Below are 12,235 nucleotides of genomic sequence, written 5' to 3'. Positions count from 1 at the left end.
CCCCGATTTTGCGGCCAGCGCTACCCGGGACAACTCACGACAAACTGACTTCAAGAAAGCCCGTTTGCAACGAATTGTGCGCCCTCACCACGCGCTTTCCCTGCGTCTGTCACTTCCAAGTCACGGTTCCGGCGGCAGGTGAAATCCCCGCAATGCGAACGGCTTACGGCGACATCGCACCGTCAGGCAAACCGCCGTTCATAGTACGGTTCAGTGCGTCTCTTCGCCGCTTTTCCCGCCATGGCCGGGAACGCCGGCTTCGTCGAGTTTGCGATAAAGCGTGGACCTGCCAATTTTGAGGCGACGTGCCACCTCCGACATCTGTCCCCGGTAGTGCGAGATCGCGAAGCGGATGATCTCGTTCTCCATGTCCTCGAGCGGGCGGACATCGCCGGTGGGGGTCAACATCGAGAGGGCCCCCGCAATCGGGAGCGGTGCGATCGGTATTTCACTACCCGACACGACGGAGGGCGCCGCGATCGGCTCGATCATCAGTGGCGCGGTCGGAATCTCGGCTGCGGTGTGCGGATGCGACGCCAGCAGCGGAAAATCGTCGAGACCGAGCTGGTCGCCCTCGCTCATCACCACCGCGCGGTAAACAGCGTTTTCGAGCTGGCGGATGTTGCCGGGCCAGTCGAGCTGGGCGAGATGCGCCACGGCCTCGCCACTGATGCCGGAGATCGGGCGGTTCTCCTCGGCGGCAAAGCGCGCCAGAAAATGGCGCAGGAGGTGCGGGATGTCCTCGCGCCGGGCCCTGAGTGAAGGAATCGTCAGCGGCAAAACGTGCAGGCGATAGAACAGGTCTTCGCGGAAATGACCCTGCTTGACCCGCTCCAGAAGCTTGCGATTGGTCGCGGAGATGATGCGGACGTCGACCTTCAAGGGCTTGCGGCCGCCGACCGCTTCCACTGCGCCCTCCTGGAGCGCGCGCAGCAGCTTGACCTGAGCTGTCAGCGGCAGTTCGCTGACCTCGTCCAGAAACAGCGTGCCGCCATGGGCCTCGAGGAATTTGCCCATGTGCCGCTCGGTCGCGCCGGTGAAGGCGCCCTTCTCGTGGCCGAACAGGATGGACTCGACGAGATTGTCGGGGATGGCGCCGCAATTGACCGCGATGAACGGCTTTGCCTTGCGTTCGCCGCTGCCATGGATGGCGCGCGCGAACATCTCCTTGCCGACGCCGGAGTCGCCCTCGATCAGCACGGGAATCGTGGAGTTGGCGGCCTTCTGTGCAGCGCGCATCGCGCTCGTCATCGCTTCGGCGCGCGTGATGATGTCAGAGAAGGTCAGCCGGCCCTCGCGGCTGTGGCGGATGCGCTGCAATTCGCCCTTGAGCGCGGAGGCGTTGAGCGCGTTACGCAATGAAACTTGAAGGCGCTCCACGCCGACTGGCTTGACCACGAAGTCGGCCGCACCCGCGCGCATCGCCGAGATCACGTTGTCGATGCCGCCATGAGCGGTCTGCACGATGACTGGCACGCTGAGGCCCGCCTCGCGGATTTTCGCCAGCACGCCCATGCCGTCAAGGCCAGGCATCACGAGATCGAGGATGACGGCATCGATGGCCAGTGCGTCGGGGGCGGTGAGGGCGGCAATTGCGGCGTCGCCGGACTCCACGACGACCGTCTCATAGCCGCATTTCTGCACCATGTTTTCGACCAGGCGGCGGGCTACTGCGTCGTCGTCGGCAATCAAAATACTGGCAGCCATGGTGCTCCCCGCACGCTACTACTATCTGTCTCGAATCGGGTCACTCTGGCCGAAGCCGATTAACGCCCTCTTAAACCTTAATGCCCCCGCCCGCCGTCGCGATTGTTGAACACAGGTTTCCCACACAATGAATTCGCGCTCCAAATCTGCCTTGACGAAGTCCGCCAGCAAGCCTGCTTCCAGCAAGCCCGCTCTCCGCAAGCCAAGCACGAAGAAATCCGCTGCCAAGGTAAAGCCCTCCAAGCCTTCGCTCGCCAAGACTGCGCTCGCCAAGACTGCGAGCAAGACCGGTAAGCTTCCGGAGTGGAACCTCGCCGATCTCTATTCCGGGATCGACGCGCCGGAAGTGGCGCGCGATCTCGAAATGATGGATGCCGATTGCGTCGCGTTCGAGACGGACTACAAAGGCAAGCTCGCAACAGGCACAGCAAACGAAGATGGCGGAAAATGGCTCGCTGAGGCCGTGCGGCGGTATGAAGCAATCGACGATCTCGCCGGCCGCCTTGGCTCCTTCGCCGGTCTCGTCCACGCCGGCGACAGCGTTGATCCCAAGATTTCAAAGTTTTACGGCGATGTGTCGGAGCGGCTGACGGCGGCGTCGACGCATCTTCTGTTCTTCGCGCTCGAGCTCAACCGCGTCGATGACGATATTTTGAACCGCGCGATGCAAGCCGCGGAGCTCGCGTACTACCGTCCCTGGATCGAGGACCTGCGCAAGGAGAAGCCGTATCAACTCGACGACAAGCTTGAGCAGCTGTTCCTGGAGAAGGCGCAGACCGGCTATTCCGCGTTCAACCGGCTGTTCGACCAGACCATCTCGGGTCTCCGCTTCAAGGTCGGTGCCAAGGAGCTCGCGATCGAGCCGACGCTCAATTTCCTGGCCGACCGCGACGGCGCCAAGCGCAAGAGCGCAGCCGAGGCTCTGGCGAAAACCTTCAAGGCCAATGAGCGCACCTTTGCGCTGATCACCAACACGCTCGCCAAGGACAAGGACATCTCGGACCGCTGGCGCGGCTTCAAGGATGTTGCCGATTCCCGCCATCTCAACAACCGCGTCGAGCGCGAAGTCGTGGATGCGCTGGTCGCTTCTGTGCGCGCGGCCTATCCGAAGCTGTCGCATCGCTATTATGCGCTGAAGGCGAAATGGTTCGGCAAGAAGCGGCTCGCTTATTGGGACCGCAACGCGCCGCTGCCGTTCGCGGCAACCGACACGATCGGCTGGCCCGATGCGCGGAACATGGTGCTGTCCGCCTATCGCGGCTTCTCGCCCAAAATGGCCGACATCGCCGAGCGCTTCTTCACCGATCGCTGGATCGACGCACCGGTGCGCCCGGGCAAGGCGCCGGGCGCCTTCTCGCATCCGACCACGCCGTCGGCGCACCCTTACGTTCTGATGAACTACCAGGGCAAGCCGCGCGACGTGATGACGCTTGCCCATGAACTCGGCCACGGCGTGCACCAGGTGCTGGCGGCGAAGAACGGCGCGCTGATGGCGCCGACGCCGCTGACGCTCGCCGAGACCGCGAGCGTGTTCGGCGAGATGCTGACCTTCAGGCGACTGTTGGCGCAGACCAAGAGCGCAAAGCAACGCCAGGCGTTGCTCGCCGGCAAGGTCGAGGACATGATCAATACCGTGGTGCGGCAAATCGCGTTCTATTCGTTCGAGCGGGCGGTCCACACCGAGCGCAAGAACGGCGAGCTGACCGCAACGCGGCTCGGTGAACTCTGGCTGTCGGTGCAGGGCGAGAGCCTGGGGCCGGCAATCGAGATCAAGGCGGGCTACGAGAACTACTGGATGTACATCCCGCACTTCATCCACTCGCCGTTCTACGTCTACGCCTATGCTTTCGGCGATTGCCTCGTGAACTCGCTCTATGCCGTCTACGAGAATGCGGCCGAGGGCTTTGCCGAGCGCTATCTCGACATGCTCGCCGCCGGCGGCACCAAGCACTATTCCGAACTGCTGCGGCCGTTCGAGCTCGACGCCAAGGACCCGAAATTTTGGGACGGCGGGCTCTCGGTCATTGCCGGGATGATCGACGAACTGGAGGCGATGGGCTGATACGGACCGGCAGCGTTCTCTTGGAATGCACGTAAAACTTTTGTTGAACTTTGCTGTCAAATGTTGTACATTTGTATAACGAGGTGCAGTCATGAACGAGAACGCGACCCCCAAAGACCTGAAAAACGAATCCACCGCTCTTCAGGTGCGCAAGATCGGCAATTCTATCGGCCTCATTTTGCCGAAGGAGTTGGCTGCCCGTCTCAACCTCAAAGAGGGCGACAAGCTCTTTCCGGTTGAGCAATCGGACGGGGCATTGGTACTGACATCTTACGATCCCGATTTCGAAAAAGCGATGGAAGTCGCGCGGCGAGGCATGAAGCGTTACCACAACGCTCTCGCCGAGCTCGCCAAATGAACGAACCGTTTTGGCTGACGCGTCAAATGGTCGTCGCCATCCACGACGAGCAACTTGCGATCCATGGTGGCGCAAGCGGTTTGCGCGACGAGGGCATGCTCGAATCCGCGCTCGACCGTCCGAAAAACAAGTGGTCCTATGAGAATGCTGATCTCGCTGAATTAGCCGCAGCCTACGCCTTCGGCGTTGCGCGCAATCATCCCTTCGTTGACGGCAACAAGCGCACTTCGCTCCTTGCGCTCTATACCTTTCTCGGCGTGAACAGCATCGACTTTGTCGTCCCAGAGGCTGAAGCTGCTGCGATGATCCTCTCCCTCGCGGCCGGTGAAGTCAGTGAGCAGAGCCTCGTCCGCTGGATCCGCGACAATCTGAATTCCGAATGAGCCGATTTGCGGGAAAACCGCGCCTCCGTGCCGTTGCCCTGCCCGAAGGTTTAAGGTATCCCAGCCCGAGAATTCGACTTTCGACTGGGGACAATCGATGGCTGACCATAGCGAAATGGCCTACACCACGGCCGACGGCAACGACTACGTTGCCCACGAGCAGACCTATGAGGGCTTCATCAAGCTGGTGAAGTACGGTACGGCCTCGGTCGCGCTCATCGTGATCCTGATGGCGATCTTCCTGACCTGACCATCGCCGGTTGCATCCGCCAGCGCCGGCGGCTGCTTATAAAATTTGCATACAAGCCGGTTCCAAAACCGGTATCCACCGTTGCGGGAGTGACGCCAAGTTCGCGTGCGCGTTTTTGCCCGCGTCGCCGGAGGGCCTATGAAGATCGCCGTTGCCAAGGAAATCGATCCGTCGGAGCCGCGCGTTGCCGCTTCGCCCGATACGGTGAAGAAGTTCAAGGCGTTAGGCGCCGAGATTGCCATCGAGCCGGGCGCCGGCCTCAAATCGGGCCTGCCCGATTCCGAATTCACCGCAGTAGGCGCCACCGTCAGCGCCGATGCGCTGAAGGACGCCGACATCATCATCAAGGTGAAGCGTCCCGAGGCCTCCGAGCTTGCGCAGTACAAGCGCGGCGCGCTCGTCATCGCCATCATGGATCCCTACGGCAACGAGGCCGCGCTGAAGACGATGGCGGATGCCGGTGTCTCCGCCTTCGCGATGGAATTGATGCCGCGCATCACGCGCGCGCAGGTGATGGACGTGCTGTCGTCGCAGGCAAATCTCGCCGGCTACCGCGCCGTGATCGAGGGCGCCGAGGCCTTCGGCCGCGCCTTCCCGATGATGATGACCGCGGCGGGCACCGTTCCGGCCGCAAAGGTGTTCGTGATGGGCGTCGGCGTCGCCGGCCTGCAGGCGATCGCGACCGCGCGCCGCCTCGGCGCCATCGTCACCGCGACTGACGTGCGGCCCGCGACGAAGGAGCAGGTCGAATCGCTCGGAGCAAAGTTCCTCGCCGTCGAGGACGAGGAGTTCAAGAACGCGCAGACCGCCGGCGGCTACGCCAAGGAAATGTCCAAGGAGTACCAGGCCAAGCAGGCCGCGCTCACCGCCGAACACATCAAGAAGCAGGACATCGTGATCACCACCGCGCTGATCCCGGGCCGGCCGGCGCCGAAGCTGGTCTCGGCCGAGATGGTCAGGTCGATGAAGCCGGGTTCGGTGCTGGTCGATCTCGCCGTCGAGCGCGGCGGCAATGTCGAGGGTGCCAAGGCCGGCGAAGTCGCCGACCTCGATGGCATCAAGATCGTCGGCTACACCAATGTCGCCGGCCGCGTCGCCGCGTCGGCCTCCAGCCTTTACGCGCGCAACCTGTTCAACTTCATCGAGACCATGGTCGACAAGGCCAGCAAGGCGCTCGCCGTGAACTGGGACGACGAACTCGTCAAGGCCACCGCGCTGACCAAGGATGGCGCCGTGATCCACCCGAACTTCCAGCCGAAGGTCTAAGGAGAGCCGCCATGGAGCATGCTGCACAGGTCGTCGACCCCTTCATCTTCCGGCTGTCGATCTTCGTCCTCGCCGTCTTCGTCGGCTATTTCGTGGTGTGGTCGGTGACGCCGGCGCTGCACACGCCGCTGATGAGCGTGACCAACGCGATCTCCTCGGTGATCGTGGTCGGCGCGCTCCTTGCCGGCGGCGTCGCCAACGTATCGAGCGGTTCGGGATGGGCGCGCGCCTTCGGCTTCGTCGCGCTGATCTTTGCCTGCATCAACATCTTCGGCGGCTTCCTGGTCACCCAGCGCATGCTGGCGATGTACAAGAAGAAGTCGAAGTAAGCGGCCACCTCGGGCTGATGGGACAGATGGGGACCTGAGATGAGCGCTAATTTCTCTGCATTTTTGTATCTCGTGGCGGGGGTGCTCTTCATCCTGTCGCTGCGAGGATTGTCGAGCCCGGCCTCGTCGCGCCAGGGCAATCTGTTCGGCATGATCGGCATGGCGATCGCGGTTGCCACGACGCTCGCCAATCATCCGCCGGCGGATGGTCTCGCCTGGGTGCTCGTCATTCTCGGCATCGCTATCGGTGGCTCGATCGGTGCCGTCGTCGCGCGCCGCGTGCCGATGACGTCGATGCCGGAATTGGTTGCCGCCTTCCACTCGCTGGTCGGCATGGCTGCGGTGTTGGTCGCGGCCGGAGCGTTCTACGCGCCCGAGGCCTTCGACATCGGCACGCCCGGCAACATCCATCCGCAGAGCCTGGTCGAGATGTCGCTCGGCGTCGCCATCGGCGCGCTGACCTTCACCGGCTCGGTGATCGCGTTCCTGAAGCTGTCCGCGCGGATGAGCGGCGCGCCGATCATCCTGCCGTTCCGCCACGTCATCAACATCGCGCTCGCGATCGCGCTCGTCGTCTTCATCGTCGGTCTGGTGATGTCGGGCAGCGCGCTCGACTTCTGGCTGATCGTCATCATCGCGCTGGCGCTGGGCGTGCTGATGATCGTCCCGATCGGCGGCGCCGACATGCCGGTCGTGATCTCGATGCTGAACTCCTATTCGGGATGGGCCGCGGCCGGCATCGGCTTCACGCTCGGCAATTCGGCGCTGATCATCACCGGCGCGCTGGTCGGCTCGTCCGGCGCGATCCTGTCCTACATCATGTGCCACGCGATGAACCGGTCGTTCATCTCGGTCATCCTCGGCGGCTTCGGCGGCGAGACCGCCGCAGCAGGTGGTGCAACCGGCGAGCAAAAGCCCGCCAAGCTCGGCTCGGCCGACGACGCCGCCTTCATCATGAAGAATGCGCAGAAGGTCATCATCGTGCCCGGCTACGGCATGGCAGTGGCGCAGGCCCAGCACGCGCTGCGCGAGATGGCGGACGTGCTGAAGAAGGAAGGCGTCGAGGTAAAATACGCCATTCACCCGGTCGCGGGCCGCATGCCCGGCCACATGAACGTGCTTCTGGCCGAGGCCAACGTGCCTTACGACGAGGTGTTCGAGCTCGAGGACATCAACTCCGAATTCGCGCAGGCCGACATCGCCTTCGTGATCGGTGCCAACGACGTCACCAACCCGGCGGCCGAAGAGGACAAGACCTCGCCGATCTACGGCATGCCCGTGCTCCAGGTCTGGAAGGCCGGCACGGTGATGTTCATCAAGCGGTCACTGGCATCGGGTTATGCCGGTATCGACAATCCGCTGTTCTACCGCGACAACACCATGATGCTGCTCGGGGACGCCAAGAAAGTGACCGAGAACATCGTCAAGGCGATGTAACGCGGCTGCCGCTCTCCTTGAGCATCAGGGCTGAAGTCGTCAGATTGCTCAAGGGCCGCCGCAAGGCCTGAATTTGGAGCGGCGGCGCAGCGATGACATTCCTTAAATGGATCGCGATCGTCCTTGGAGCAGGTTATCTCGCCGGTCTTGCCCTGCTCTATGTGAAGCAGCGCGACATGCTGTTTCCGATTCCGACGACCGAGCGCAAGGCGCCCGCCGCGGCCGGATTTCCGGAGGCCGAAGAACACATCCTCACGGCATCCGATGGCGAGAAGGTCATCGTCTGGCATGTGCCGGCCAAACCCGGCCGTCCCATGGTGCTGTTCTTTCCGGGCAACGGCGACTTCCTGGCGGGACGTGTCAGCCGCTTCAAGGACATCGTTGCCGACGGCACCGGCCTCGTCGCGCTGTCCTATCGCGGCTATGCTGGCTCGACGGGCGCGCCGAGCGAGCAGGGCCTCTTGCGGGATGCCGCTGCGGCCTACGCCTTTGCGACCAAACGTTATGATACGCGACGCATTGTCGTCTGGGGCTTTTCGCTCGGCACGGGCGTGGCGGTCGCAGTCGCAGCCGAGCATCCGGTCGGCAAGCTGATTCTCGAAGCTCCCTACACGTCAACGGTTGATGTTGCGGCCTCGCTGTTTCGCTTCGTCCCGGTTCGCCTCTTGATGCGTGATCAATTTCGCTCCGACGAGCGTATCGCCCGGGTTACGGTGCCATTGCTGATCATGCACGGGACCAACGATCCGGCGATCTCCATCGGATTTGGCGAGCGCCTGTTTGCCCTTGCGCGCGAGCCGAAGAAGCTGGTGCGGTTTTCAGGCGGTGGGCACGAGAATCTCGATAATTTCGGAGCACTGGAGACGGCGTGCGAATTCATCAACGGCGGCAAGGGCTGACGGGCGCGATGTTCTCGCGCATAATCGGTCGCCCTATTGAAGGAATCGCCTGCATGAGTGCACACGGACCGATGCCGAGGTCGTCCTGGATCTTTCCCGCTCTGGCGGTGCTGCTGTTCCTGATCGTCACGGTGACCGGCTACGGCTTTACTCTGTCGACCGGTGGTGGCCTGTTCGCGGTTGTCCTGCTGGTGATCCTGTTCGGCACCGTGTTCGCGGCCGTGCATCATTCCGAGGTGATCGCGGAGCGGATCGGCGAGCCCTACGGCACGCTGCTGCTGACGCTCGCGGTCACCATCATCGAGGTCGCGCTGATCACCACGATCATGCTCGGCGACAAGCCGGCGCCGGAGCTCGCGCGCGACACCGTCTTCGCGGTGGTGATGATCGTCTGCAACGGCCTCGTCGGCCTCTGTGTCTTCATCGGAGGCCTGCGCTATCGCGAGCAGGGCTTTCAGGTCTCCGGCGCCAACGTCTATCTCAGCGTGCTGATTGCGCTCGCGACGCTGACGCTGATCATGCCCAATTATACGATGACGACGCCGGGCCCGAGCTATTCGACGCTCCAGCTCGGCTTCGTCGATCTCGTGACGATCGTGCTCTATGGCGTGTTCCTCTATACTCAGACCGTCCTGCATAAGGATTACTTCGTCCATGAGAGGGCGGACGGCGAGGGCGGTGAGGCTCGTTTGTCGGGCAAGGTGCTGGGGCTCAGCATCGCGTTGCTGTTGGTCTCGCTGCTGGCCGTCGTTCTCCTCGCCAAGAAGTTCTCGCTGGTGGTCGACGCCGTCGCGGCCCAGATCGGCGCCCCACCGGCTTTCGCCGGCCTTGTGGTCGCCCTCCTGATTCTGATGCCGGAGGGCGTCTCGGCGATTGCGGCCGCGCGCAAGAACGACCTCCAGAAGAGCATCAATCTGGCGCTCGGGTCATCGCTTGCGACCATCGGCCTGACGATTCCGGCGGTCGGGCTGGCCGCCTATGCGCTCGACCAGCCGCTGGTCCTGGGCCTCAATCCCCAGAATACGGCGCTGATGTTCCTGACATTCCTGCTGAGCATGCTGACCTTCGGCACGGGCAGGACCAACATCCTGTTCGGACTGGTCCATATGGTGGTATTCGCGGTCTTCGTGTTCATGGTTTTCGTGCCCTAAAGCGCGACCGCGCTTTGGGTTATTGTTTGGGCGTGATCTTTCAGGAAAGCCGCTGCACGCTCTTCCGGATCACGCCGCAGAAGGAACTGCCAATGCTTGCCGCCAAGTCCGAGGTTCAGATCGAAAATGAAGAGGTCCGGGTGACCGAATGGCGGCTCGCCCCGGGCAGCGCGACCGGGCATCACACCCACGGGATGGACTATGTGATCGTCCCCGTCGTCGCTGGTGAAATGACCATCGTGGCGCCGGGCGGGGAGCGTTCCAAGGCGCAGCTTGCAGCCGGAAAATCCTATTTTCGCAAGGCCGGCGTCCAACACGACGTACTTAACGAAACCTCAACCGAGATCGTGTTCCTTGAGATCGAGCTGAAGGCGTAAGGCACGCGTAACCTTTGCCATCGATCCGTCGCAGTTGATCCCTTACAATGCCCCAAAGTTCCCGCATCAGATCGCGCGGGGAGTGGCCGAGAAATGCTGAAGTACCTCGCTAAGATTTCGATGGATATTTTCCCCTCGGTGCTCGCAACGATCATCGGGGCCTACATTGTTAATCACTACATCAACGCCAGGCCGGCGGCGGATACCCCAGCCGCGGTGATGGCGCCTGCCGGCAAGAACGGCAAGCCGGCCGATGTGGCCAACCTGCCGGCCCCCGGCGTCAAGGCCAAGGGTATCTCTGAGAAGAGCATTTCCGAGAAAAACCTGTCCGAGAAGGCGGCAGTTGAGAGGGCTGCCAACAAGTCGGCCGATCAACCTGCTGCCGAGACCAAGGCTGCCGAGACCAAGGCTGCCGAGACTAAGGCTGCCGACGTGGCTCCCGCCGAGACCGCCCCTCGCGGTCGCCCCTCCGCGCGCGAGAAGGCTGTTGCCAAGTCGACTCCAGCGTCCACTCCGGCCGTTGCTGCTCCCGCCACCGTTCCGGTGGTCGAGGCTAACTCCGGCCCGACGGCTGCTACGCCCGATGCCAACGATCTGGCGCGCGCCGCGATCGAGCGCCTGCGCAGATCCCCCGAGGGCAAGTCTCTTGAGGGTAAGTCTCTTGAGGGTAAGTCTCTTGAGGGCAAATCTGCTGAAGCCAAATCTGCCGAGAAGTCGCCTGAAGCTGCGCCGCAGGAGGCTGCTCGCATGCCGGAGGCGTTCCGCGTTCAGGAAGCCCCGCGCGTCGTGACGGCGGTGCCGTCGGCCCTGCGTCCGCTGCCGCCGCCGATCACGGTCTCGACGCCATTGACCGAGGTGCCTGCGAACCCGCCGCCTTACACCGCCTCGGTCGGTAATGACGACCCGAATCGGCTGACGCCGCCGGCCGATATTCCGGTGCCGATGATCGCGCCACCGCTCGATCTGCGCGCCGACGCAGGCGCGACGACGCCGCGGCCGAAGACGAATGTTGCCGACGACATGCTCTCAGGCATGAAGTCGATGTTCCACGCGGTTCTGCCGAAGAGCGCCACCCCCGATTGAGACGGCGCCTGCGCCGTCCCATCGCGCTTTCGAGCGAAGTGGATACCGGTTCGCGTCAAGAAAACGTGCCAAATCCAGGCTTAGAAGACTGTCAGCCGCCGACGCGGGCCAAGCCGGTGCGGGCGGCATCGTCGCGTGGGCGCAGGCTGACGGCCTTGTTGTAGGACGCTGCCGCCTTGGTCTTATCTCCCAGCCGCTCATAGGCCTGCCCCCGAATCGTCCAGACCTGGGCGTTGTGCGGATCGGCCTCGGAGGCCTCGTCGAGATCGGCGACCGCCTCCTTGACCTTGCCGATGGCGAGATAGCTGACGGCGCGGCCGAGCAGCGGTTCGGCCTTCTGCGGATTGAGCCCGCTTGCGGCACCGAAATCGGCGATCGCGAAGTCGTGCTCGTTGTTGCTCTGATAGAGCAGGGCGCGGCCGTAGAGCGCCTGCGCATTATAGGGATCGAGTGCGACGGCGCGATCGAACTCATCCAGCGCTGCCGCAGTCTCTCCCGATTTCGCCAGGGCCTGGGCTTTTGCCGTATGGGACTGGGCCTCGGTGACGTTGGCAGCACTGACGGCGCTATCCGGCGCGGCAACCGCCTTCGGCGCTTCCTGCGGCTTGTCCTTCTCCGGCATCAGCGAGCCCAGATCGAAGGAACAGCCGCACAGTGCGATCCCCATCAAGGTCAGCGTGAGCGGCTGGCGCCAGATTTGGCGTAGCCGCACCAAGCCGCGCTCGGGGAAAGGGGAAGCCATCTACGGTTCGCTCGCGCTAGAGCATGATCCGGAAAGTGTGCAGCGGTTTTCCCTCGCGACAAACGCGGAACGCGTTTGCGCGGAGATCATGCTCAAACAACAACCTAAAGCGCGATGACAATTAATCCCAGTGTCATCGCGCTTTGGCGCCGCATCTGTAGTGCCCGTCCCAGAAAAGACACTGCTCACAA

13 protein-coding genes are annotated in these 12,235 nt (G+C 63.0%); 11 read left to right on the top strand and 2 right to left on the bottom strand.

What is annotated here, in order from left to right; all coding sequences use genetic code 11:
- Window positions 1–210: 210 nt before the first annotated feature.
- A complete protein-coding gene (locus JJE66_RS03250) occupies window positions 211–1,707 on the bottom strand; it encodes a sigma-54 dependent transcriptional regulator (RefSeq protein WP_200512678.1) in 1,497 nt (498 codons plus the stop codon).
- A gap of 127 nt (window positions 1,708–1,834) precedes the next feature.
- Between JJE66_RS03250 and JJE66_RS03245 the strand changes: the two genes are divergently transcribed.
- The 11 genes from JJE66_RS03245 (at window position 1,835) to JJE66_RS03195 (ending at window position 11,302) form a co-directional block, all read left to right on the top strand.
- A complete protein-coding gene (locus JJE66_RS03245; protein ID WP_200512677.1) occupies window positions 1,835–3,769 on the top strand; it encodes a M3 family oligoendopeptidase in 1,935 nt (644 codons plus the stop codon).
- A gap of 91 nt (window positions 3,770–3,860) precedes the next feature.
- Window positions 3,861–4,127 (top strand): AbrB/MazE/SpoVT family DNA-binding domain-containing protein, encoded by a 267-nt coding sequence (locus tag JJE66_RS03240; RefSeq protein WP_200512676.1) that lies wholly within the window; start codon window positions 3,861–3,863, stop codon window positions 4,125–4,127.
- A complete protein-coding gene (locus tag JJE66_RS03235) occupies window positions 4,124–4,510 on the top strand; it encodes a type II toxin-antitoxin system death-on-curing family toxin (RefSeq protein ID WP_200512675.1) in 387 nt (128 codons plus the stop codon). The genes JJE66_RS03240 and JJE66_RS03235 overlap by 4 nt, the downstream gene beginning before the upstream one ends.
- A gap of 97 nt (window positions 4,511–4,607) precedes the next feature.
- Entirely contained in the window at window positions 4,608–4,760 is a 153-nt protein-coding gene (locus JJE66_RS03230; protein WP_200512674.1) for an aa3-type cytochrome c oxidase subunit IV, read from the top strand.
- Between the two features lie 138 nt (window positions 4,761–4,898).
- Window positions 4,899–6,026, top strand: coding sequence for a Re/Si-specific NAD(P)(+) transhydrogenase subunit alpha (locus tag JJE66_RS03225; RefSeq protein ID WP_200512673.1), 1,128 nt, complete (start codon window positions 4,899–4,901; stop codon window positions 6,024–6,026).
- Between the two features lie 11 nt (window positions 6,027–6,037).
- Window positions 6,038–6,355 (top strand): proton-translocating transhydrogenase family protein, encoded by a 318-nt coding sequence (locus JJE66_RS03220; RefSeq protein ID WP_014492434.1) that lies wholly within the window; start codon window positions 6,038–6,040, stop codon window positions 6,353–6,355.
- Window positions 6,356–6,394: 39 nt separating this feature from the next.
- Window positions 6,395–7,792 carry an NAD(P)(+) transhydrogenase (Re/Si-specific) subunit beta gene (locus JJE66_RS03215; RefSeq protein ID WP_200512672.1) on the top strand — a complete coding sequence of 466 codons (1,398 nt, stop codon included), beginning with the start codon at window positions 6,395–6,397 and terminating at the stop codon, window positions 7,790–7,792.
- Between the two features lie 92 nt (window positions 7,793–7,884).
- On the top strand, window positions 7,885–8,691 hold the full coding sequence (locus tag JJE66_RS03210) for an alpha/beta hydrolase (protein WP_200512671.1): 807 nt from the start codon (window positions 7,885–7,887) through the stop codon (window positions 8,689–8,691).
- Between the two features lie 53 nt (window positions 8,692–8,744).
- A complete protein-coding gene (locus JJE66_RS03205) occupies window positions 8,745–9,842 on the top strand; it encodes a calcium:proton antiporter (RefSeq protein WP_200512670.1) in 1,098 nt (365 codons plus the stop codon).
- 92 nt (window positions 9,843–9,934) lie between these two features.
- Window positions 9,935–10,219: a cupin domain-containing protein gene (locus JJE66_RS03200; RefSeq protein WP_200515255.1), complete on the top strand. Its 285-nt coding sequence runs from the start codon at window positions 9,935–9,937 to the stop codon at window positions 10,217–10,219.
- Between the two features lie 93 nt (window positions 10,220–10,312).
- On the top strand, window positions 10,313–11,302 hold the full coding sequence (locus JJE66_RS03195; RefSeq protein WP_200512669.1) for a hypothetical protein: 990 nt from the start codon (window positions 10,313–10,315) through the stop codon (window positions 11,300–11,302).
- Between the two features lie 91 nt (window positions 11,303–11,393).
- Here the strand turns inward: JJE66_RS03195 and JJE66_RS03190 are convergent, their stop codons facing one another.
- The gene (locus tag JJE66_RS03190; protein WP_200512668.1) at window positions 11,394–12,044 is read right to left on the bottom strand and encodes a tetratricopeptide repeat protein; all 651 of its coding nucleotides are present in this window, start codon (window positions 12,042–12,044) and stop codon (window positions 11,394–11,396) included.
- Between the last annotated feature and the right edge of the window lie 191 nt (window positions 12,045–12,235).

This window comes from Bradyrhizobium diazoefficiens, assembly GCF_016612535.1.
Lineage (GTDB): Bacteria > Pseudomonadota > Alphaproteobacteria > Rhizobiales > Xanthobacteraceae > Bradyrhizobium > Bradyrhizobium diazoefficiens_C.
Note: the sequence above shows the minus strand (reverse complement) of the source record. Positions and strands in the feature narration are given on the sequence as shown.

Bases quoted from the DNA above. Each gene is read 5' to 3' on its own strand.
- JJE66_RS03250 (WP_200512678.1), bottom strand. From the start codon at position 1,707: ATGGCTGCCAGTATTTTGATTGCCGACGACGACGCAGTAGCCCGCCGC.
- JJE66_RS03245 (WP_200512677.1), top strand. From the start codon at position 1,835: ATGAATTCGCGCTCCAAATCTGCCTTGACGAAGTCCGCCAGCAAGCCT.
- JJE66_RS03240 (WP_200512676.1), top strand. From the start codon at position 3,861: ATGAACGAGAACGCGACCCCCAAAGACCTGAAAAACGAATCCACCGCT.
- JJE66_RS03235 (WP_200512675.1), top strand. From the start codon at position 4,124: ATGAACGAACCGTTTTGGCTGACGCGTCAAATGGTCGTCGCCATCCAC.
- JJE66_RS03230 (WP_200512674.1), top strand. From the start codon at position 4,608: ATGGCTGACCATAGCGAAATGGCCTACACCACGGCCGACGGCAACGAC.
- JJE66_RS03225 (WP_200512673.1), top strand. From the start codon at position 4,899: ATGAAGATCGCCGTTGCCAAGGAAATCGATCCGTCGGAGCCGCGCGTT.
- JJE66_RS03220 (WP_014492434.1), top strand. From the start codon at position 6,038: ATGGAGCATGCTGCACAGGTCGTCGACCCCTTCATCTTCCGGCTGTCG.
- JJE66_RS03215 (WP_200512672.1), top strand. From the start codon at position 6,395: ATGAGCGCTAATTTCTCTGCATTTTTGTATCTCGTGGCGGGGGTGCTC.
- JJE66_RS03210 (WP_200512671.1), top strand. From the start codon at position 7,885: ATGACATTCCTTAAATGGATCGCGATCGTCCTTGGAGCAGGTTATCTC.
- JJE66_RS03205 (WP_200512670.1), top strand. From the start codon at position 8,745: ATGAGTGCACACGGACCGATGCCGAGGTCGTCCTGGATCTTTCCCGCT.
- JJE66_RS03200 (WP_200515255.1), top strand. From the start codon at position 9,935: ATGCTTGCCGCCAAGTCCGAGGTTCAGATCGAAAATGAAGAGGTCCGG.
- JJE66_RS03195 (WP_200512669.1), top strand. From the start codon at position 10,313: ATGCTGAAGTACCTCGCTAAGATTTCGATGGATATTTTCCCCTCGGTG.
- JJE66_RS03190 (WP_200512668.1), bottom strand. From the start codon at position 12,044: ATGGCTTCCCCTTTCCCCGAGCGCGGCTTGGTGCGGCTACGCCAAATC.